Here is a 20462-nt window from a genome sequence, read left to right as displayed (position 1 = left end):
GCAATGAAAAGGAACCGCCGATGATCCCCTATGGACGTCAGGACATCACCGCCGCCGATATCGAAGCCGTCACCCAGGTGCTGCGCTCGCCGTTCCTGACCCAGGGACCGGCCGTGCCGCGCTTCGAGCAGGCGATCGCGGCTTATGCGGGCGCAAAGCATGCCGTCGCCGTCAACAGCGCGACGTCGGCGCTGCATATTGCCTGTCTCGCGCTCGGCCTCGGTCACGGCGATCGCCTGTGGACTACGCCCATCACGTTCGTCGCGTCAGCAAATTGCGGGCTGTATTGCGGCGCCACGGTTGACTTCGTCGATATCGACCCTGCCACCTGCAACATGAGTCCTCGCGCCTTGCGCGCGAAGCTCGAACGGGCACGTGAACAGGGCACGCTGCCGAAAATCGTGGTGCCCGTCGATCTTTGCGGGCATCCGTGCGACATGGCCGAAATTCGGGCACTCGCCACCGAGTTCGGATTCAGGATCATCGAAGACGCGTCGCACGCGGTGGGCGCGCGCTATTGCGGCGAGCCCGTCGGCTGCGGACGGTACGCGGACATCACCGTGTTCAGCTTCCATCCCGTCAAGATCATCACGACGGCGGAAGGCGGCGTTGCCGTCACGAACGACGCGGCGCTCGCCGAGCGCATGGCGCTGTTGCGCAGCCATGGCATCACGCGCGACCAGGCTGCGATGAGCGAACCCAGCCACGGTCCGTGGTACTACGAGCAGATCGAACTGGGCTTCAACTACCGGATGACGGAACTACAGGCGGCGCTCGGTGCAAGCCAGCTTGATCGACTCGACGCGTACGTCGAGCGACGCCACGTGCTGGCGCGGCGTTACGACCGGCTGCTCGAAGGGTTGCCTGTCACGGTGCCGGCCCAGCTAAAGGAAGGCTATTCGAGCTTGCATCTTTATGTGGTTCGTCTCGTGCTCGATGAAGACGGGAAGGTGTCGGGCCGCACGCATCGCGAGGTGTTCGAGGCGCTGCGCTCGGCGGGAATCGGCGTAAATCTGCACTACATCCCTGTTCATATGCAGCCTCACTATCGGAACCTTGGCTTCAAGGCGGGCGATTTTCCCGCTGCCGAGCAGTTCTATCGCGAGGCCATCAGCTTGCCGTTGTTCGCGGCGCTCGAAGAGGCAGAACAGGACCAGGTGGCCGATGCCCTGTGGACGCTGCTTACTCCGTCGCGCACGCGTCCGGCGCTCGCGGCCCGCACAGTCGAGGCCAGGGATTCCGCGTGAACACGCTTGCCAGTCAGCGCGATGACGGCGCGTCGAATGCCACGTCGAATGCCACGTCACCGCTTCGAGTCGCAATTCGCACCGATGCGTCGGTAAGTATGGGGAGCGGCCATGTCATGCGCTGCCTCACACTCGCGGACGGACTGCGCGCTGAAGGCGCAAACGTGCGGTTCATCACTCGCGCCCATCTAGGGCATCTCGACGCGTTGATCGAAGCGCGTGGCTATCCCGTTCATTCGCTTGCGCCGCGCGACGAGCACGTCGTATCCGCCGAACCGTCACATGCCGCATGGCTGGGTTGCGACTGGCGCATGGATCTGGAAGATACGGCGCGGGTGCTGCGATCGGCCGGCAGCGTAGACTGGCTCGTCGTCGATCACTATGCGCTCGACGCACGCTGGGAAACGCCGTTGCGCGAGTTCGCAGAGCGGATTTTCGTAATCGACGATCTTGCCGACCGGCACCACGACGCCGACCTTTTGCTCGACCAGAACATGATTGCGAACGCGCAGCAACGCTACCGCTCGCGCGTGGAGCCTCGATGCGAGCAGTTGACAGGCGTCGAGTATGCGTTGCTGCGTCCGGAATTCGCCGCGCTGCGCGAGATAGCGAAGCACCGCCGCGTCGAAGCTCCCGCTCGTCTGCTCGTTTTCTTCGGCGGCGTCGACGCGACGGATGAAACGGGCAAGTTTCTGGACGCATGGTCCGCGTATGACGCGGAACGCTTCGTCGCCGAAGTGGTGATCGGCGCCAATCATCCGCGCCGCGCGCAACACGAGCAATGCGCGCTGCCTGGTGTGACCGTGCTTGGCTATGTCCCGGCAATGGCCGGGTTGATGACGAACGCGGACCATGCGTTCGGCGCATCGGGCATCACCAGTTGGGAGCGCTTTTGCCTGGGGCTGAACGCGTCGGTCGTTTCGGTCGCCGACAACCAGCAACCGATTGCCCAATTCCTTGGCGAACAGGGATGGGTCGACAGTCTCGGCGACGCACGTGACACGACGCCCGAAACATACCGTCGCGCGCTTCGCGCACTCGATCCCGCATCGGCGGCGGCGCATGCACGCCGTGAGCGGCTTATGCAGGCAGTCGACGGACTCGGCGTGCAACGCGTCGTGGCGCGCCTGCTCGGCATTCAGGAGACACGATGAGCGCTGCCGTGTACGCGATGGCGTCCGACACGTTACGCGACCGCCTGCGGCCGCTGTGCGAGGCCGACCTCGAGCAGGTGCTCATGTGGCGAAACGCGCCCGAGGTGCGCGCCGTCATGTACACATCCCGCGAGATCACGCCCGCTGAGCACGCGGCATGGTTCGCGCGGCTTCAGCGCGATCCGACAAAGCGCACGTTGATTTTCGATGCTGACGGCGAGCCGATGGGCGTCGTCAACTTCACCCGTATCGATGCGGCGAGCGGCGAAGCGCATTGGGGCTTCTACGTGCGCCCCGGAGCGCCGAAAGGCAGCGGCACACGGCTTGGCCGCCTCGCGCTGGCCGAGGCATTCGGGCCGCTGTCACTGAACAGACTGATCGGTGAAGTTCTGGCGTCGAACGAAGCCTCGCTTCGCTTTCATCGCAAGCTCGGCTCCGAGCGCGAGCACATTCTGCGCGCGCACCATCGCGACGGCGACACGGTGCAGGATGTCCACGAATTCAGCCTGACGCGCGCGTCCTGGCTGCGTGCCCGCGCCGCTGACGAAAGGGCGCACGCATTTTCCGGAGACGCATCATGAACTCGAACGCTTCGCCTTACATGCGGATCGCGGGGCGCCGCATCGGCCGCGACTATCCGCCGTACATCATCGCGGAGATGTCGGCGAACCACAATGGCAGTCTCGACAAGGCATTCAGGCTGATCGAGACGGCGCGCGCGGCAGGCGCCGATGCCGTCAAGCTGCAGACCTATCGCGGCGACACGATCACGCTCGACAGCGACCGCCCCGAATTCCAGATCACGAGCGGCCTGTGGGCGGGCACATCGTTGTATCAGCTCTACGAGAGCGCCTATACGCCGTGGGAATGGCACAAGCCTCTGTTCGACAAGGCGCGCGCGGAAGGCATCACGATCTTCAGCTCACCGTTCGACACGACGGCCGTCGATCTGCTCGAGGACCTCAACGCGCCTGCCTACAAGATCGCGTCGTTCGAGGCGATCGACCTGCCGCTGATCCGCTATTCCGCGCGCACGGGGAAGCCGATGATCATCTCAACGGGCATGGCGAGTGCCGAAGAAATTGCCGAGGCGATCGACGCGGCGCGCTCGGGCGGCTGCGAGGAAGTCGCCGTCCTGCGCTGCGTGAGCGGCTACCCGGCGCCTGCGACCGACTACCACCTGCGCACGATGTCCGACATGATGAGCCGCTTCGGCGTGGTGACGGGCCTATCCGACCACACGCTCGACAACGTGACGGCCGTCTGCTCGGTCGCGCTCGGCGCCGCGCTGATCGAAAAGCACTTCACGCTCGACCGCAATGGCGGCGGGCCCGACGACAGCTTCTCTCTGGAGCCGGCCGATCTGGCCGCGCTCGTCCGCGACGCCCGCACCGCGTGGGACGCATTGGGCGGCGTGAACTATGCGCGCAAGAGCAGCGAACAGGGCAACGCACAGTTCCGCCGCTCGCTCTATGCCGTCAAGCCGATCGCCGCCGGCGAACTCTTCACGAACGAGAACGTTCGCAGCATCCGGCCCGGTTTTGGCCTTGCGCCCAAGCATCTCGACCGGCTGCTGGGGCGGCCGTCGCCCGTGAGCTTCGAGCGTGGCGAGCCCATTACCGACGTCGCGCTCAGCGCCTCCTGACGCACGCTCAGCCTGACGACACTTATCAACGGCGAGTACCCGCATGCAATCCGTATCCCTGAACGACTACCTCAGCAATAAGAGCAACTGGCCGAAGCGCCTCTTCGGCTGGGAGAAATTCGGCATCGACCGTGACATCGCGCAGATCGAGTCCGAGTACAACATCGACCGGTATGCGCCTCTGCTGGCCGACGCATCGCTTCTGACCATCGAGGCATGCAAGACGCGCGAATTCGAGAACATGGGGATGAGCCCGGATGCGCCGCATTTCATTTCGTATGGTGAAGAGCTGTTCAAGTGCCCGACCCGGGTTGCCCGCAAGCTGTGGATCGACCTGATCCAGTCGAGCGCCCAACGTTTCGCTACGGGACAGATCTGCGAACTGGGCTGCGGCTACGGCTATAACCTCGCGCAACTTGGCGACAAAAGCTATGGCGGCGACTACTCGGAGAACGCGGTGCGGCTCGGCCAGCGCTTTGGTGCGGACATCTGCCGCTTCGATTACTACCAGCCGGAAACCTACGAGTTCATTCGCCCAGGCTCGACGATCCTCACGGTGCACAGCATCGAGCAGATTCCGAGCGCGCGCGCTTTCATCGACGCGATCTCGAAGCAGCGCGACAAGATCACCGAGGTCATCCATCTGGAGCCTTCCTGGCTCGACGAGCGCACGACCCTGCTGGGGATGGCGAGAAACCGGTTCAACGAACTGATCCAGCACAACCGCGACCTCGTCGAACTGCTGCGCAGCCATCCCGACATCGAAATAGTGAGCTTCGAGCCCGACGTCTTCGGCATCCACCCGCTGAACCCGTCCATCCGGACCGTGTGGCGCTTCAGGAAATAAGCTCGAAACGCCCGCGCGGCAGTCCGGCGGGGTTCATGCTGGCGTCTGAATCGGCGGGAAAAAGGGGGAAAAGGGGCTTGTTATCACGAATTTGATCTGGCGGACGCTGCGTAAACTGGGTACCCATGACAACCGGGCTTTCCGGACGACGCCGTGCCACGGCGATCATGACCGCACCAGGCAGCGCAAGGCCACAAGGCCGCATCGCCGCTGCGGACAATACCAACGAACAACGCAGCGAGACCTTATGAAGCTCTCTTCCTACCTGAACAACAAGTCGATCCTGGTGACGGGCGGCACGGGCACCTTTGGCCGCGCATTTGTCGCGCGCCTGCTGAAGGACTATGAGCCGCGCGAGATCGTCGTCTTCAGCCGCGACGAGTTCAAGCAGTTCGAAATGGCGCAGGTGTTCTCGCAGAGCCGCTTCCCAGTGCGCTACTTCCTTGGCGACATCCGCGACCGCGAACGGCTGCTGCGCGCGTTCAACGGCATCGACATCGTGGTTCATGCTGCCGCGCTCAAGCAGGTGCCTGCGCTCGAAGCGAATCCGATGGAGGCGGTGAAGACCAACATCATCGGCGCGCAGAACATTATCGAGGCGGCGCTCGACCGCAACGTGAAACGCGTGATCGGCGTGTCGACGGACAAGGCCGTCAGCCCGTCCAATTTGTATGGCGCCACCAAGCTGGCGATGGAAAAGCTGCTGGTTGCCGCGAACACTTACACGCGTTATCGCGACATCGGCTTTAGCGTCGTGCGCTACGGCAATGTCACGGGCAGCCGTGGCAGCGTGATTCCCTTCTGGTCGGATCTTATCCGACGCGGTGAAACCACGTTGCCCGTCACCGATGCGCGCATGACGCGCTTCCTGATCGATCTGGAAGGTGGCGTCGACCTGGTGTTGCGCGCCATCGATCACGCCGAACCGGGCGAGATCTTCATTCCGAAGATTCCGAGCACGAGAATGATGGACCTCGTCAAGGCGTTCCCCGGCTCGCCCGAGGCGCGCGTGGTCGGCATCCGTCCCGGCGAGAAACTGCACGAAGTGCTGATCAGCGAAGACGAAGGACGCCATACGTACGACATGGGCACGCATTTCGTGATCGTGCCTGAATTCGACGACCGACGCGCCGAGCGTCACGCCGTCAAAGCGGGCAGTCCGATGCCCGAAGGCTTCTCGTACAGCAGCGACAACAACGACGACTGGCTTACGCATGAATCGCTCGTCGAGATGGTCCGCATGGTTGGCGGCTTCCACACGGCCCCGGCTCTCGAAGCCGTTGCGGCGTAACGCATTCACGCGTACCAGATGTTGCGATTCGCCAGAGGCAGAGTTCAGTGACCACCGTCAGCATTCTTATTCCCGCGCACCGTCCGGAGTTTGTCAAACAGGCGATCGCCAGCGCGCTTGCACAGACCTTCGAGGACATCGAAATTCTCGTGGGCGACAACACCCCGAACGGGGCGCTTGAACAGATCGTCCGCGAGTTCGATAGCCCGAAGCTGAAGTACTTTCATCACGGCTTCGACAATGGCGGCGACAACGCGCGTGCATTGTGGGCGAAGGCGAGTGGACGTTATGTGAAGTGGCTCTTCTACGATGACGTGCTGATGCCCGCGTCGGTCGAGGTGCTGATTGAGGCCTTGCAGACGTATCCTGACTCCCTGATGGCGTTTCACGAGCGCGCGATCATCGACGAAAGCGGCGCGGTCGTGTATACGCCGCCCCGGCTTCTGGGCGATGGCCAGTTGGGGCTGATGGACCGCAGCTACATTGCGCGCCGCATGGTTGGGCAGATGGACAACTTTATCGGTGAGCCGAGCTTCCTGATGCTGGACAAGAGCCGCATCGACCTCGCGGAAATGGGCTTGTACAAAGGCCACGAACCCAACTTTCTCGGTGACGTCTGCGCGTACCTCGAGGTGGCCGGCAGGGCGCCCATCGTCGCTGTCGGCGGCTACTTCGGCGGCTTCAGAAAGCACGGCGCGCAGGAGTCGGCAGCCGGCAGCCCGATCTTCGCGATGGGCCTCATCGAGTGGGAGGTGTTCCTGCGCGGCGAGGCGGCTGACGGCAATCTGACGATCCGCGAAATCCTCGCGGCGAAGCAGCGCCTCGAACACGTCTACGGTCATTACGTCGCGCAGTTTCCCGAATTACAGCGATTCATCGAAGGTCTCGCCGAATTGACGGATGAGGTATCCGGAAGACTATTCGAATCGGAAAAATTCCAGGCGAATCTCGCTCACGCGCGAGAGGTCACGAAGGCTCGCGTCGCGGCGGGACGACTCCGGAAACAGGATGCATCATGACCGCTCTTCCTTCGCCGATTCGCCAGCGCAAGCGTATCGCGAGGCTGTGCATCTGCTGCCAGGGCGACCGGCTCAACCGCAGTCCCGCGATCCTGATGCCGTTCGTCGCAAACCGCGTGTTCGGATGGGAGCCCGTCGAAGTGACGGCTGATTGGGGCTTTCGTGACATTCAGCCGGGTCACGCGTATCCGCTGTGCAATTCAGTGCAATGCGCGGACTGCGGCGCGCTGTTCCTCGATATCCGTTTCGACGACGAGGAGATGGCCGCGCTCTACACCGACTATCGCGGCGAGGCATACACAGACCTGAGGGATCGTTTCGAACCGGGCTACAAGGCGCGCAATCAGATTTACGTCGACGGATCGTTCTACATCCCACAGATCGAGGCTTTCCTCGAGCGCTACGTGCGCGGCACGCCGCGCCTGCTCGACTGGGGCGGCGACACGGGGCTCAACACGCCGTTTCGCAGCCGCTGTGCGCTGCATCACGTCTACGACATTTCCGGCAAGCCTGTCGTGGACGGCGCGGTGCGCGTCGACAAGACGGTGATCGGCGCGACCGGGTACGACCTGATCGTGTTCTCCAACGTGCTGGAACACGTGCCCCATCCCATCGATACGCTCGCCGAAATCGCGGCCGAGATGAGACAAGACACGCTCCTTTACGTGGAAGTCCCGCATGAAGACCTGATGCGCGCCAACCGCGGCTCGCTCGACATCAATCGTCAGCGCCGACACTGGCACGAACACATCAACTTCTTCAGCGAAGCGTCGATCGAACCGCTGCTCAACGCCAGCGGCCTCGAAGCCGTCGAGGTCGCTGAGCATGCTGTCGGAGCGGGCGGCCGGCAAGCACACGTTTTTTCGATCGTCTGCAAGCGGCGTTGATCCGCAATGGGCCGTGCCAGGGCGGCCCGCGGCCCGTGTGACGTCAAACTCCGCGCTTGCACGGCAACCGCACGCCTTCCTCGTCGCTGCGAGCCGCGAGTTCGATGATCGTCATCACGTCGACGGCATCCTGCGCGCTGACCGGGAACGGCGCGCCGTCGCAAATCGAAGCCGCCAGCGCGCGATAGAACTCGACATAGACGCCGTCGCGCGTCGGCAGATCGCGCTGCACCTCCTGTTCGCCTTCGAGCACGCGCAGCTTGCCCGCCTCGTTGCCGCCGCCGAAGCCGGCGTCGCCGGGGCGCAGGCCTGCTTTCAACTGATCTTCCTGCGTGTCGAGACCGTGCTTCACGTAGCTGCCGCGCGTGCCATGAATCGTGAAGCGCGGCGCGACGATCGCCGTCAGCGCGCTAGCGTGCAGCACGACTTCGTGGTTCGCGTAGCCGAGCAGCAGGTGAACGTAGTCCGGCGCACTCGCATTGTCGCGATACGCCTTCACCGATGCATAGACCGTCTCGGGGGTGCCGAAGAGCGTCAGCGCTTGGTCGATCAGATGTGGCCCGAGGTCGAGCAGCAGGCCGCCGCCGCGCGATGCCTCTTCGCGCCAGCGCTGCCGGATGCCCGGACGGAAGCGGTCGAAGTGCGATTCGAAATGCGTGATGCGGCCCAGGTCTGCGCTTGCGATCAGCTCGCGCACGGTCAGGAAATCGCCGTCCCAGCGGCGGTTGTGGAACGGCGCGAACAGCAGGCCCTTGCTCTGCGCGAGATCGGCGAGCGAGCGCGCGTCGGCGGCCGTGAGCGTGACGGGCTTGTCGACGACGACGTGCTTGCCCGCTTCCAGCGCGCGGCGCGCGAGGTCGAAGTGCGTGTCGTTCGGCGTCGCGATCACGACGCATTCGATGTCCGCCAGCGCGAGCAGCGCGTCGATGTCGGCGACGATGCGCGCGTTCGGATAGTCGGCGCGAGCCTTGTCGGGTTGTCCGGTGGCGATTGCGGCGACGCTCGCGCGTCCGCAGTGCTGGATCACCGGCGCGTGAAAGGTGGCGCCGGCAAAGCCGTAGCCCATCAAGCCAATTTTCAGCGATGAAGACATGCGTGTTCCCTGCAAAAGCGGCGCGCCGCGGGGGCGGCGCGCAACGCCGCAATTGTGGCACGGACGCGCTTCGGCTCGCGACGCGCGGGTTCAGTGCATGGCGCGTCGCCGCTGACCCGAGGGCATGAGCCGAGGCATTCGCAAGAGCATTCGTGTTAGCATCGCGGTTCTCACGCGAACGGCAAAAGACGCATGGAATCAAGTGCGTGGCGCAAGAGACAGATGCGCGGCGGATGCCGGCGGATCGCCGCAAGCGCCACGCTTGTGCCTCTGCACCCGTCCAGCACGATGCGCCATTCGAGCCGTCTTGCTGCATGTTCCCGGGCCGCTCGTTCGTCAAGCAGCGCCCTCAATTGACTTCTCATTCACAACGATGTCCGCAGGCCTGAATGCCGCTCAAAGCGAAGCGGTGCGCTATCTCGACGGTCCGTGTCTCGTGCTCGCGGGCGCGGGCAGCGGCAAGACGCGCGTGATCACGCAGAAGATCGCGCACCTGATCGAAAACAAAGGCTTCGAGCCGCGCCATATCGCTGCCGTCACCTTCACGAACAAGGCCGCTGCTGAAATGCGCGAGCGCGTCGGCAAGCTGCTCGAGGGCAAGACGTTGACGGCGCCCGGCAAGGAAGGCCGCAAGGTGCCCGTCAACCAGCTGACGGTGTGCACGTTCCACTCGCTCGGCGTGCAGATCCTGCGTCAGGAAGCGGAGCACGTCGGCCTGAAGCCGCAGTTTTCGATCATGGATTCGGACGATTGCTTCGGCATGATCCAGGAGCAGGTCGGCTCGACGGACAAAGGCTTCATCCGCAAGATCCAGACGATCATCTCGCTGTGGAAGAACGGCCTGATCATGCCGGAAGAGGCGATGGCGATTGCGTCGAACGAGGACGAGCATCAGGCCGCGATCGTCTATCGCAACTACGTCGCGACGCTGCACGCGTATCAGGCCGTCGACTTCGACGATCTGATACGCCTGCCCGCCGAGCTCTTCAAGAAGAACGAGCAGGTGCGCGACCGCTGGCAGAACAAGCTGCGCTATCTGCTGATCGACGAGTATCAGGACACCAACGCGTGCCAGTACGAACTGGTGAAGCTGCTGGCGGGCCCGCGCGCCGCGTTCACGGCCGTCGGCGACGACGATCAGGCGATCTACGGCTGGCGCGGCGCGACGCTCGAAAACCTCGCGCAGCTCGGCAAGGACTTCCCGAAGCTGCACGTGATCAAGCTCGAACAGAACTACCGCTCGACGGTGCGCATCCTGACGGCGGCGAACAACGTGATCGCGAACAATCCGAAGCTCTTCGAGAAGAAGCTGTGGTCCGAGCACGGCATGGGCGACACGATCACCGTTACCGGGTGCAACGACGAAGAGCACGAAGCCGAGTCCGTCGTGTTCCGGCTGTCGGCGCACAAGTTCGAGCGCCGCGCGCAGTTTCGCGATTACGCGATCCTGTATCGAGGCAATTTCCAGGCGCGCATCTTCGAACAGGTGCTGCGCCGCGAGCGCATTCCGTATGTGCTGTCGGGCGGCCAGTCGTTCTTCGACAAGGCTGAGATCAAGGACATTTGCGCGTATCTGCGGCTGATCGCGAACGCCGACGACGATCCCGCGTTCATCCGCGCGATCACGACGCCGCGCCGGGGCGTCGGCAACACGACGCTCGAAGCGCTGGGCGCGTTCGCGGGGCAGGCGAAGGTGTCGCTGTTCGAAGCGGTGTACATGGGCGGCATCGAAGCGCGGCTGTCGGCGCGGCAGGTCGAGCCGCTGCGCGTGTTCTGCGATTTCATGCAGCGTCTGCGAGACCGCGCTGAGAAAGATGCAGCAACGTCCGTGCTCGACGACATGATGGAAGCGATCCACTACGAAGCGTACCTGTACGACGCATTCGACGAACGCCAGGCCCAGGCGAAGTGGCAGAACGTGCTGGAGTTTCTCGAGTGGCTCAAGCGAAAGGGCACGAAGCCTGAACCCGAAGCAGGCGCGGAGCAGACCGGCTACGACACCGCTGACGGTCTCACCGATACAGGCAAGAATCTGCTCGGTCTGATTCAGACGGTCGCGCTGATGTCGATGCTAGAAGGCAAGGACGAAGACCCGGATGCCGTGCGTCTGTCGACGGTGCATGCGTCGAAGGGGCTCGAATATCCGCACGTGTTTCTGGTGGGCGTCGAGGAAGGCATCATGCCGCATCGCGGCGGCACCGAGGACGATGGGCCGATCGACGATGCGCGCATCGAGGAAGAGCGCCGGCTGATGTACGTCGCGATCACGCGCGCACAGCGCAGCCTGCATCTGAACTGGTGCAAGAAGCGCAAGCGGGCGCGCGAGACGGTGATATGCGAGCCATCGCGCTTCATCCCCGAAATGGGCCTCGACGAAGCGCCGCCACCGACACCGGAAGAAGCGCCGATGACGCCGAAAGACCGGCTTGCGAGTTTGAAGGCGCTGTTGCAGAAGGCGTGATGCGCTGGCCGCGCATGCCGCATGAATGAGAAATCCCCGCACGAGGCGGGGATTTTTCGTTGGGGCCGAAGATGCGGCGCTTATTTCGACGCGTTCACCATGTAATCGACGGCGGCTTTCACGTCCGCATCCGAGGCGTTCGACCCGCCCTTCGGCGGCATCGCGCCCTTGCCGTGCAGCGCATAGTTGTAGACGGTGTCCATCGGGTCCTTGAGGCGCGGCGCCCAGGCTTCCTTGTCGCCGAATTTCGGCGCGTTCAGCACGCCCGCCGCGTGACAGGCCTGGCAGACCTGCTGATATAGCGCCTTGCCCGCCTGCGATGCGTCCGCGCTTTGCGTCGCGCCCGATGCCGGCGCGGCGCCTTGGGGCACGTTCTTCATCGCGGCCATGGCGGCGGCGGCCTGTGCGCTGGCGGTGTCGGAAGCGCCTGCTGCTGCGCCCGACGCCGCTTCGGCGCCCGAAGCGGCCGCTGCGCCGGAGGCACCCGCAGGACCGGCAGCCGGCTGTCCCGGCACGGGCTTCGGCGGATCGGCGAACTTCGCGCCTGCGTTGTTCGCCATGTAAGCGACGGCAAGCCCGATTTCGTAGTCGCTGTAATCGTCGGGGCTCGTGCCGCCGCGCGGGGGCATCGCGCCCTTGCCGGTCAGCGCGGTGTGCCAGAGCGTGTCGAAGCCTTGGGCGATGCGCGGCGCCCAGTCTCCCGTGTTGGTGAACTTCGGCGCGCCCGCCGCGCCCGCCGCGTGACAGGCCGAGCAGACGGCCTTGTACACTTCCTCGCCCGTCTTGTAGACGCGCGGCGCGTTGGCGTCGCGAATGTCTACCTTGGCGATGGGGGTGATGCGCGAGTCGACGACTGCGTCGGACAGGCCATCGGTTCCCGCGCCCGTGCGAGTCGAGTTGTCGACGTAATAGGCGAGCAGAACGATGATGGCGATGGGGACAGCAAAGCCGGCGATGACTGCGGCGATCAGCTGTCCGGGGGTTTTGATCGGGGCTCCGTGTGGTGCTTCGCTCATGCTTGTCTCGTCTCCCATGGGTATTGTGAGCGGTACAGCGCGACGGCAACGACTTTGTTCTTAATAGGCCACGGACGATTATAGACGGAAGGTTTCGGCGCCGGTGTGCGGGCCTCAAGCGTGTTCAGTAGGCGTTTACGCGGACATTTTTGGGTTCTCGCGCGGTTTTGTGATTGATTTGACATTGCTTTCGACAGCTTGGTGGGTTGCGCCAGCGGGCCTGCGGTGGACGGACCGCCTGAAAAAGGGTATCCTCTCGGTCTCGCTTTGGCGCCGCATGTCGCATCAACCTCGTGATTTTGCAGCGCTTTTCGCCGAGCATTTCTTCCGAATGCGCCCGTAGCTCAATGGATAGAGTACTGCCCTCCGAAGGCAGGGGTTGCTGGTTCGATCCCAGCCGGGCGCGCCAATTTTTGCGCCACTGCGCGTAATTCAAAGCAGCAGCACGCGTGCGGTGACCTCGCCGCCACTCTCCTCGCTCCTTCTCCTCTGGCCATTCCGCAACGACTGCTGTCGTGCCCAAACCTTCCCACTTTGAATTGGCGATGCTCAACCGTGGTGTCGTTTCCGATGGGGCGCGTCTTTCGGTTCCCGGAGATCACGGAATAGCGGCCAATAACGTGGTCTGATCCGTAGATTGCGGCTTCCAGCGTTCACGCAAAATGTCGATCAAGGTGGGGCCTGGCGCGCGAGCATTCCGCGATTGCGGATCGTCGGTCGCGCGGGACCACAGTCGATGTCATCTATCGCTGAAACATGAAGCCCATTCGATTTGTTTGCGGCACGCGCGTGTCCTATGACGACTTTGCGACGGGAACGGCGCTCGGCCGCTCGCTATCGCTGTCCCGTTACGCCCATCCGCCCGAACTCGTGGTGTTTGACAACAACACCGAGGGCTTGTCCGCGATTTACAACCTGGCGATCGCCCAAGCCAGGGATGAGCCCGCCATTCTGGTATTCATCCACGACGACCTGCATATTCCGGATTTCTTCCTGATTGACCGCATTCGCGAAGGATTGACCCACTTCGACATCATCGGCCTCGCCGGCAATACGCGCCGCATCCCGCGCCAGCCCGCATGGTGCTTTGCCGATGAGTCGTTCAGCCTGGAGACGGGCGAGTTTCTGAGCGGTGTGGTGGGGCACGGCAGCGGCTTCCCGTGTCAGAACGTGAGCTTCTATGGGCCCGCAGGCCGTCAATGCAAGCTGCTCGACGGTGTGCTGCTTGCGGTGGATAGCGACACGCTCCAACGCACGGGGCTCACCTTCGACGAGCGCTTCACGTTCGACTTCTACGACGTGGATTTTTGCCGTCAAGCCGAGCTCAGGGGACTTCGGATGGGCACGTTTGCGCTGAGCACGATCCACGAAAGCGGCGGCGGCTTCAACTCGCCGCGCTGGCGCGATGCGTATGTGCGGTATTTGCACAAATACGGCGAATAGAGGCGGTAGCGGTGTGGAGATCTCGCGCCGGCGCACGGGCGACCGACATTCGCATTCAACTGTGGCATCCCCTTTTCACCGATCTGACATCAACGTCGCGCGCCAAGCGTGATGCTTCGACCCATGAACGAACTTGAATCCCGCGATCGACAAGTTTCCGAAGCCGCCGCTCCGGCTTCATGGCGGCGCATGCCGACGCCGAGGCGAGAGGCGCCGGCCGTGGCTGGAAGCGCCACGCCTGACACAACCAAAATCGACGCGCTGCTTGCAAGTGCACTCGAACATCATCGAGCCGATCGCCTCGGAGAAGCCGAAACCCTCTACCGGGAAATCCTCGAACGCGAGCCGCGCCACGCCGATGCACTGCACCTGCTGGGGCTGATCGGGCATCAGTTCGGGCAGTACTTTCAGGCGTCGGAACTGATCATGGCGGCTATCGCCATCAGGCCGCAGGCGATCTACTACTACAACCTTGGCAACGTGATGCAGGCAAACAACCGTCCCGCTGCCGCGGTCGAGTGCTTTCGGCAGGCCATCGCGCTGCAGCCGGACTACGTCGACGCTTATAACAATCTCGGGAATGCGCTGCGTCAGCAAGGTGATCTGACGGCCGCCGTCGAGTCGTTCGTGAAGGTGATCACGCTAAAGCAGGATCACGCGCAGGCGTACAACAACCTCGGCAACACGTTGATGGAACTCGACGAACTGGACGCGGCCATCGAGTCATATGGTGCCGCTATTGCATTGAGTCCCGAGCTGCCGGTCCCGCGCAGCAATATGCTGTTTGCGCTCAATTACCGGAGCGATTTCGCGCCGCAAGCGTATCTCGAAGAAGCGTCCCGTTTCGACGAAGCCGCTACCCGTGGCGTGACCGCTTGGCGCGACTGGCTCGTACAGCCGGCGTTGCCCATCGATAGGCCCCTGAGGGTGGGCATCGTATCCGGCGATCTGAAGCAGCATCCCGTCGGCTATTTCCTCGAAAGCGTCGTGAAGAACCTCGATATGCGGCGCGTCGCGCTGTACGCGTATCCGGCGCGCGATGTCGAAGATGTGCTGACCTCGCGCATCAAGGCTCGCTTCGCATCGTGGAAGTGCATCGGCGGCATGACGGACGAAGCGGCTGCGAAAATGATTCGCGACGACCAGATCGAGGTATTGATCGACGCTTCAGGTCATACCGTGCACAACCGCCTCGCTGTGTTCGCATGGAAGCCGGCGCCCGTGCAGGTGACCTGGCCGGGCTATTTCGCGAGCACGGGCCTCAAGGCGATGGATTACATTCTCGCCGACCGCCATGTGCTGCCCGCCAGCGAAGCGGCGCACTTCACCGAGACACCGTGGCTGCTGCCCGACAGCTACCTGTGCTTCACGCCGCCGACTGAATACGTGCAGGTCGGTGAATTACCGATGGTCGCGAACGGGTATCCTACGTTCGGCTATTTCGGCAAGCTGGCGAAGATTTCCGAAGCAACTGTGGCCGTCTGGGCGCGCCTGCTGAACGCCGTACCGGAATCGCGCCTCTTCCTGAAGGCACAGCATCTCGATGCGCCCCACGCAAGCGAAACGATGTATGCACGCTTCGCTTCGCATGGGATCGACGCGTCGCGCCTGTTTTTCGAGGGACGTTCGCCGCGTGCTGCCTATCTGAACGCATATCGGCGCGTCGACATCGCATTGAGCCCCTTCCCGTATCCGGGCGGTACGACTACCGCGGAAGCCCTGTGGATGGGCGTGCCCGTAGTCTGCCTGCGTGGTGAGCGGTTCCTGTCGCACATCTGCGAGAGCATCCTGCATTCGGCGGGGCTTTCGGACTGGATCGCAGCAAGCGCGGACGAATATATCGCCAAAGCCGCGTCGTACGCGTCGAACATCGAGCAATTGCGCGTATTGCGCGGCCAACTGCGTGCGCAGCTTCTCGCTTCGCCGCTGTGCGACGCCGCGCGCTTTGCGCAAAACCTCGAGGACGCGTTGCACGGAATGTGGGCGAGTCACGTCTCGAAGGTCACGGAGAGCGCACGGTGAACATGCCTTCGGTTCTTGTGACGGGCGGGGCTGGGTTCCTCGGCTCGCATCTGTGCGACCGCCTTGTCGGTGCGGGCCACGACGTCATGTGCGTCGACAACTTTCATACGGGAAGCAAGCAGAACATCGCACATCTGATCGGGCGCGTGAACTTCGAGCTGATCCGGCACGATGTCTGGCTGCCACTGTATGTCGAAGCAGACCGCGTCTTCAACATGGCCTGCCCGGCAAGCCCTGTTCACTACCAGAGCGATCCCGTTTCCACGGTCAAAACGGCCGTGCTTGGCGCAATCAACATGCTCGGTCTGGCGAAGCGCTGCAACGCGCGCATCCTGCAGGCTTCGACCAGCGAGGTCTACGGCGACGCGCAAGTGCACCCGCAGCAGGAAAGCTACTGGGGCAACGTGAACCCAACCGGTCCGCGAGCGTGCTATGACGAAGGCAAGCGCTGTGCCGAAACGCTGTTCTTCGACTATCACCGGCAGCACCAGGTCGACATTCGCGTGGTGCGCATTTTCAACACCTATGGCCCGCGCATGCGGCCGGACGATGGGCGTGTCGTATCGAACTTCATCATGCAGGCGCTGCGTGGCGAGCCTATCACGCTGTATGGCGACGGCAGCCAAACCCGGTCGTTCTGCTACGTCGACGACCTCGTCGAAGGCCTGCTGCGCATGATGAATCAGGACGAACTGGTCGGCCCCATCAACGTTGGCAATCCGGCCGAGATCACGATTCGCGAACTGGCCGAGCGCGTGCTGCGCCTGACCGGCTCGAAGAGCCGCATCGAATACCGTCCACTTCCCGCCGATGATCCCGTTCAGCGGCGCCCCGACATCGCGCGCGCGCGCCAGCATCTCGACTGGCATCCGGGCGTGGAGCTTGAAGATGGTTTGAAAGAGACCATCAGCTACTTCCGTCATTTGGTGAATCAATGAGTAACGATCTACTCAACGCCGCGTGTCCTGTGTGCGCGCATTCGATCGCGGCACGCTTTTTCCCAGCCGGCGAACATTCGCTTGCAACGCTGGCCTGGCCGTCCTCCGCCAAGGCAGCACGCGAGTTGCCCCGCCACCCGCAGGACTTTGTGCAGTGTCCGTCGTGCTCGCACGTGTGGAATCATCGTTTCCGCTACGACGCGATTCCGTACGAGAGCAACCCGAACCGCATGTTCAACAGCGGTGGCATCTGGAAGGGGCATCTGGCACTGACCCGGGATCTTCTCCTCAATCATTTGCCGGCAGCGCCGAACGTAGTCGAGATCGGCTGCGGCGAGGGCCATTTCGTACGAGGCCTCGCGCAGGTGCGTGATGCTGGCCGCTTCATCGGCTTCGATCCTAATGCGAGCCCGGAGACCGGACACGGAGTCGAGTTTTATGCGCGCCTGTTTGAGCCGCTCTCCGATATGGCCACCTTCGCGCCGCACGCCGTCGTTATCCGTCACGTGCTGGAACACCTGAAGGAGCCCGCCAGACTGATCGAGCAACTCGCGTGGGGCGCCGCATCGCAAACGCATGCGTGTCTGCTCTTCGCCGAAGTGCCGTGCATCGACCGGGTGTTCGAAACGGGCCGTCTTGCCGACTTCTTCTACGAGCACGTCTCGCATTTCACAACGGAATCGTTCCGGGCGCTGATGTCGCGCGCGGGCGAGATCATCACACTCGCGCACGGGTACGACGGTGAAGTCGTCTATGCGCTGGTGCGTCTCGAAGTTCCCGCGCAAGCGCGTGCCCGTGCGCAGGCTGCGGCGAGTTTCGCGGCGCGTTCGGCCATCAGCCGCGAAACGATCGCGCAGCAACTGTCGTCACTGGCCAGATCAGGCAAGCGCGTCGCGATCTGGGGGGGCACAGGCAAGGCTGCCGCGTTCATTCATCAGTTTGGTGCGGACGCCGGGCGGTTTCCGCTGGTGGTCGATTCCGATCAGCAGAAAGCGGGCACTTTCGTGCCGGGTACCGGCCAGAAAATCGAGTACCGCGACGTACTGAAAACAGCGGCCGTCGACGTGGTCGTGATTCCCACGCAATGGCGCGCGCGTGACATCGTCGCCGAAATGTCTCGCGAAGGCATTTCCGCAGGCGCTGTGTTGATCGAGCACGACGGCTCGCTGATCGATTTCGCATCCGAAACCCACCCTTACTGAATCCGATAGCAGCGCGCGCGGGTGTGGAGCCGCGGGCCGTCGAGAGCGAGACACATGAACGAAGTGCAACGGCTGCTGGAGCAGGCGCTGTCGCATCACCAGTCCGGACGGCTGGAGGAGGCGCAGGCGCGGTACATGGAGATACTGGATCGCGAGCCCGGGCAGGCGGATGCGCAGCACTTCCTGGGGCTGCTGCGCTGCCAGCGGGGCGAGTACGAGGCGGGTCTCGCACTGATGGAGCACTCGGTGCGCGTGCGCGCGGAAGCGGCGTACCTGAACAATCTGGGCAACATGCTGCGCGAGCATGGCCGCCTGGAAGAGGCGATCGCGCGGTATCGCGAGGCGGTGTCGCTGAAGGAGGCGTACCCGGAGGCGCACAACAATCTGGGCAACGCGCTGCGCGAGGCGGGGCGCGCGCAGGAGGCGATGCACAGCTGCGCGCGGGCGCTGGAGCTGAACGGGGCGTACCCGCAGGCGTACAACAACCTGGGAAATGCGCTGCAGGACCTGGGCGAGCTGGAAGCGGCGGCGAAGAGCTACGGCAAGGCGCTCGCGCTGGCGCCGGATTACGCGCAGGCGTACTGCAACCTGGGCCATGTGCAGCGCGAGCAGGGGAAACTGGACGAGGCAATCGGCAGCTATCGCCAGGCGATCGCGTTGCAGCCGGATCTGCGAGCGGCGCATGATGGCCTGAGCGCGGTGCTGCGCGCCAGGGGCGATCTGGCCGGTGCTGCCGCGGGTCTGCCGTTCGTACTGGCGCGCGAGGACGTCAGCGCATATCTCTCGCTTGCCGATCAGCTGCGCGAAGCGAGCGACTTCAATTCCGCGGCTGCGTACTATGAGAAAGTGCTCGCCGCCGATGCGTCTAACGCATTGGCGCACTGTGGCCTCGCCGAAGCATGCGGCTGCCGTGGGCTCTACGACGACGCGTTGCGGCACGCACGTCGCGCGATCGAACTCCAGCCGCGGCTCGTCAAGGCTTACCAGTTGCTCGGCAATGCGTACTACTCGCTAGATAAATCCGAGGCCGCGGAATTGAGCTACCGGCTCGCCCTCGATCTCGATCCGGGCAACGCGGACACCTATCACAACCTCGCTATCGTTCACAGCAAGCAGGGCAGGACAAAGGAAGCGCTGGAGAATTGTCAGAAGGCGCTGTCCCTGTCGCGTAACGACAGTTCGATGCTGATCACGCTCGGAGATATCCGTCGGCAGGTGAATGACCTGGCGGGCGGAATCGCCGCTTATCGCGAGTCGCTCGCAAATGGCGGTGACGCTCTGCAAATCTACAATCGCATGCTGTTCGCGATGACCAGCGCGCCGGAGTTCGCACCGCACGAATGGATGGATGATGCACGCCGCTTCGGCGAACTGATGCGCGCAGGCACACGGCCTTTCGTCCATCTGCGCGGAGAACGACGTCGAGCAGGGCCGCTGCGTATCGGATTCGTGTCGGGCGATTTGCGGCAGCATCCCGTCGGCATCTTTCTCGAAAGCGTGCTGGGCTATATCGACAGGCGCCGCATCGAATTACTCGCCTATTCGACCTACGCGGAACAGGACGACGTGACCGCCCGCCTGAAGGGACACTTCAGTCAATGGCGCGATGTGCACGGGATGAACACCGAGACGGCCGCGCGCACGATTTGCGACGATGAGATCGACATTCTCGTGGATCTGGCTGGGCATACGTCATGGACCGGCTTGCCGATTTTCGGCTGGAAGCCGGCCCCTGTGCAGGTGAGCTGGCTGGGCTTCTTCGCGACGACGGGCAGCAAAGATATCGATTACTTCCTCGGCGACCGTCACGTGCTGCCGGAAGGGGAGGAATCCCATTTCGTCGAAAAGCCGTGGCGGCTGCCCGACAGCTATCTCTGCTTCACGCCGCCGCGCGATGCGGTCGAAGTCGGCCCGCTGCCGATGCTCGCCGGCAAGGGCGTGACATTCGGCTGTTTCGGCAAGCTCGTCAAGGTGACGGACGAGGTGATCGCACTGTGGTGCAGATTGCTGCACTCGCTGCCGCATTCGCGGCTCTTTCTGAAGGCGCCGCTGCTCGAAGCAGACGACATTCGTGCCGCGACATTGTCGCGTTTCGAGGCGCACGGCATCGGCGGGGAGCGGCTGATACTGGAGGGCCCGTCGCCGCGCGCGGAGTATCTGGCGGCGTACGGGCGGGTGGATATCGCGCTGAGCCCGT

At 63.4% G+C, this 20462-nt stretch carries 17 protein-coding genes and 1 tRNA gene; 15 read left to right on the top strand and 3 right to left on the bottom strand.

Going from position 1 to position 20462, the window contains the following annotated elements; genetic code table 11:
• The first annotated feature begins 20 nt into the window (after positions 1-20).
• The 5 genes from pseC to AB4Y32_RS29735 are packed head-to-tail and all read left to right on the top strand — an operon-like array spanning position 21 to position 4893.
• Complete coding sequence (gene pseC, locus AB4Y32_RS29755; protein ID WP_368724754.1) at positions 21-1247, top strand: UDP-4-amino-4,6-dideoxy-N-acetyl-beta-L-altrosamine transaminase; 1227 nt, start codon at positions 21-23, stop codon at positions 1245-1247.
• The gene (pseG, locus tag AB4Y32_RS29750; RefSeq protein WP_368724753.1) at positions 1172-2401 is read left to right on the top strand and encodes a UDP-2,4-diacetamido-2,4,6-trideoxy-beta-L-altropyranose hydrolase; all 1230 of its coding nucleotides are present in this window, start codon (positions 1172-1174) and stop codon (positions 2399-2401) included. Before pseC ends, pseG begins: the two co-directional genes overlap by 76 nt.
• The gene (gene pseH, locus AB4Y32_RS29745) at positions 2398-2982 is read left to right on the top strand and encodes a UDP-4-amino-4,6-dideoxy-N-acetyl-beta-L-altrosamine N-acetyltransferase (protein WP_368724752.1); all 585 of its coding nucleotides are present in this window, start codon (positions 2398-2400) and stop codon (positions 2980-2982) included. Before pseG ends, pseH begins: the two co-directional genes overlap by 4 nt.
• Entirely contained in the window at positions 2979-4046 is a 1068-nt protein-coding gene (gene pseI / locus AB4Y32_RS29740; RefSeq protein ID WP_368724751.1) for a pseudaminic acid synthase, read from the top strand. The genes pseH and pseI overlap by 4 nt, the downstream gene beginning before the upstream one ends.
• Positions 4047-4089: 43 nt before the next feature.
• On the top strand, positions 4090-4893 hold the full coding sequence (locus tag AB4Y32_RS29735) for a hypothetical protein (RefSeq protein ID WP_368724750.1): 804 nt from the start codon (positions 4090-4092) through the stop codon (positions 4891-4893).
• Here AB4Y32_RS29735 and AB4Y32_RS29730 read toward each other — a convergent pair.
• Positions 4883-5062, bottom strand: coding sequence for a hypothetical protein (locus tag AB4Y32_RS29730; RefSeq protein ID WP_368724749.1), 180 nt, complete (start codon positions 5060-5062; stop codon positions 4883-4885). The two genes, AB4Y32_RS29735 and AB4Y32_RS29730, sit on opposite strands and share 11 nt — an antisense overlap.
• A 78-nt stretch (positions 5063-5140) precedes the next feature.
• On the opposite strand from AB4Y32_RS29730, the gene pseB reads away from it, so the two are divergent.
• Genes pseB through AB4Y32_RS29715 form a run of 3 tightly spaced genes read left to right on the top strand, consistent with a single transcriptional unit; the run spans position 5141 to position 8090 of the window.
• Positions 5141-6184, top strand: coding sequence for a UDP-N-acetylglucosamine 4,6-dehydratase (inverting) (pseB, locus tag AB4Y32_RS29725; protein ID WP_368724748.1), 1044 nt, complete (start codon positions 5141-5143; stop codon positions 6182-6184).
• Between the two features lie 47 nt (positions 6185-6231).
• A complete protein-coding gene (locus tag AB4Y32_RS29720; RefSeq protein WP_368724747.1) occupies positions 6232-7203 on the top strand; it encodes a glycosyltransferase family 2 protein in 972 nt (323 codons plus the stop codon).
• Complete coding sequence (locus AB4Y32_RS29715) at positions 7200-8090, top strand: class I SAM-dependent methyltransferase (RefSeq protein ID WP_368724746.1); 891 nt, start codon at positions 7200-7202, stop codon at positions 8088-8090. Before AB4Y32_RS29720 ends, AB4Y32_RS29715 begins: the two co-directional genes overlap by 4 nt.
• Before the next feature lie 43 nt (positions 8091-8133).
• Here AB4Y32_RS29715 and AB4Y32_RS29710 read toward each other — a convergent pair whose 3' ends face one another.
• On the bottom strand, positions 8134-9183 hold the full coding sequence (locus AB4Y32_RS29710) for an oxidoreductase (protein WP_368724745.1): 1050 nt from the start codon (positions 9181-9183) through the stop codon (positions 8134-8136).
• A 373-nt stretch (positions 9184-9556) separates the two neighbouring features.
• On the opposite strand from AB4Y32_RS29710, the gene AB4Y32_RS29705 reads away from it, so the two are divergent.
• A complete protein-coding gene (locus AB4Y32_RS29705; protein WP_368724744.1) occupies positions 9557-11644 on the top strand; it encodes a UvrD-helicase domain-containing protein in 2088 nt (695 codons plus the stop codon).
• An 80-nt stretch (positions 11645-11724) separates the two neighbouring features.
• Here the strand turns inward: AB4Y32_RS29705 and AB4Y32_RS29700 are convergent, their stop codons facing one another.
• Complete coding sequence (locus AB4Y32_RS29700) at positions 11725-12660, bottom strand: cytochrome c5 family protein (protein WP_368724743.1); 936 nt, start codon at positions 12658-12660, stop codon at positions 11725-11727.
• A gap of 333 nt (positions 12661-12993) precedes the next feature.
• Between AB4Y32_RS29700 and AB4Y32_RS29695 the strand changes: the two genes are divergently transcribed.
• The 6 genes from AB4Y32_RS29695 to AB4Y32_RS29670 form a co-directional block, all read left to right on the top strand.
• Positions 12994-13069: transfer RNA gene (locus AB4Y32_RS29695), tRNA-Arg, on the top strand.
• Positions 13070-13416: 347 nt separating this feature from the next.
• Positions 13417-14103 carry a glycosyltransferase gene (locus tag AB4Y32_RS29690; protein WP_368724742.1) on the top strand — a complete coding sequence of 229 codons (687 nt, stop codon included), beginning with the start codon at positions 13417-13419 and terminating at the stop codon, positions 14101-14103.
• A 189-nt stretch (positions 14104-14292) separates the two neighbouring features.
• The gene (locus AB4Y32_RS29685; RefSeq protein ID WP_439899859.1) at positions 14293-16125 is read left to right on the top strand and encodes an O-linked N-acetylglucosamine transferase family protein; all 1833 of its coding nucleotides are present in this window, start codon (positions 14293-14295) and stop codon (positions 16123-16125) included.
• Entirely contained in the window at positions 16122-17063 is a 942-nt protein-coding gene (locus tag AB4Y32_RS29680) for a UDP-glucuronic acid decarboxylase family protein (RefSeq protein WP_368724740.1), read from the top strand. The genes AB4Y32_RS29685 and AB4Y32_RS29680 overlap by 4 nt, the downstream gene beginning before the upstream one ends.
• Positions 17060-18265 (top strand): class I SAM-dependent methyltransferase, encoded by a 1206-nt coding sequence (locus AB4Y32_RS29675; protein ID WP_368724739.1) that lies wholly within the window; start codon positions 17060-17062, stop codon positions 18263-18265. The genes AB4Y32_RS29680 and AB4Y32_RS29675 overlap by 4 nt, the downstream gene beginning before the upstream one ends.
• A gap of 54 nt (positions 18266-18319) precedes the next feature.
• Positions 18320-20462: tetratricopeptide repeat protein (locus AB4Y32_RS29670; protein ID WP_368724738.1), on the top strand; the 2143-nt coding region annotated here is incomplete at its 3' end.

The sequence above is a fragment of the Paraburkholderia phymatum genome (assembly GCF_040965635.1).
GTDB lineage: Bacteria > Pseudomonadota > Gammaproteobacteria > Burkholderiales > Burkholderiaceae > Paraburkholderia > Paraburkholderia phymatum_B.
The sequence above is the reverse complement of the archived record's forward strand: the minus strand, read 5'-3'. Positions and strand labels throughout refer to the sequence as shown.

Bases quoted from the DNA above. Each gene is read 5' to 3' on its own strand.
- pseC (WP_368724754.1), top strand. From the start codon at position 21: ATGATCCCCTATGGACGTCAGGACATCACCGCCGCCGATATCGAAGCC.
- pseH (WP_368724752.1), top strand. From the start codon at position 2,398: ATGAGCGCTGCCGTGTACGCGATGGCGTCCGACACGTTACGCGACCGC.
- pseI (WP_368724751.1), top strand. From the start codon at position 2,979: ATGAACTCGAACGCTTCGCCTTACATGCGGATCGCGGGGCGCCGCATC.
- AB4Y32_RS29735 (WP_368724750.1), top strand. From the start codon at position 4,090: ATGCAATCCGTATCCCTGAACGACTACCTCAGCAATAAGAGCAACTGG.
- AB4Y32_RS29730 (WP_368724749.1), bottom strand. From the start codon at position 5,062: ATGATCGCCGTGGCACGGCGTCGTCCGGAAAGCCCGGTTGTCATGGGT.
- pseB (WP_368724748.1), top strand. From the start codon at position 5,141: ATGAAGCTCTCTTCCTACCTGAACAACAAGTCGATCCTGGTGACGGGC.
- AB4Y32_RS29715 (WP_368724746.1), top strand. From the start codon at position 7,200: ATGACCGCTCTTCCTTCGCCGATTCGCCAGCGCAAGCGTATCGCGAGG.
- AB4Y32_RS29710 (WP_368724745.1), bottom strand. From the start codon at position 9,183: ATGTCTTCATCGCTGAAAATTGGCTTGATGGGCTACGGCTTTGCCGGC.
- AB4Y32_RS29705 (WP_368724744.1), top strand. From the start codon at position 9,557: ATGTCCGCAGGCCTGAATGCCGCTCAAAGCGAAGCGGTGCGCTATCTC.
- AB4Y32_RS29700 (WP_368724743.1), bottom strand. From the start codon at position 12,660: ATGAGCGAAGCACCACACGGAGCCCCGATCAAAACCCCCGGACAGCTG.
- AB4Y32_RS29690 (WP_368724742.1), top strand. From the start codon at position 13,417: ATGAAGCCCATTCGATTTGTTTGCGGCACGCGCGTGTCCTATGACGAC.
- AB4Y32_RS29685 (WP_439899859.1), top strand. From the start codon at position 14,293: ATGCCGACGCCGAGGCGAGAGGCGCCGGCCGTGGCTGGAAGCGCCACG.
- AB4Y32_RS29675 (WP_368724739.1), top strand. From the start codon at position 17,060: ATGAGTAACGATCTACTCAACGCCGCGTGTCCTGTGTGCGCGCATTCG.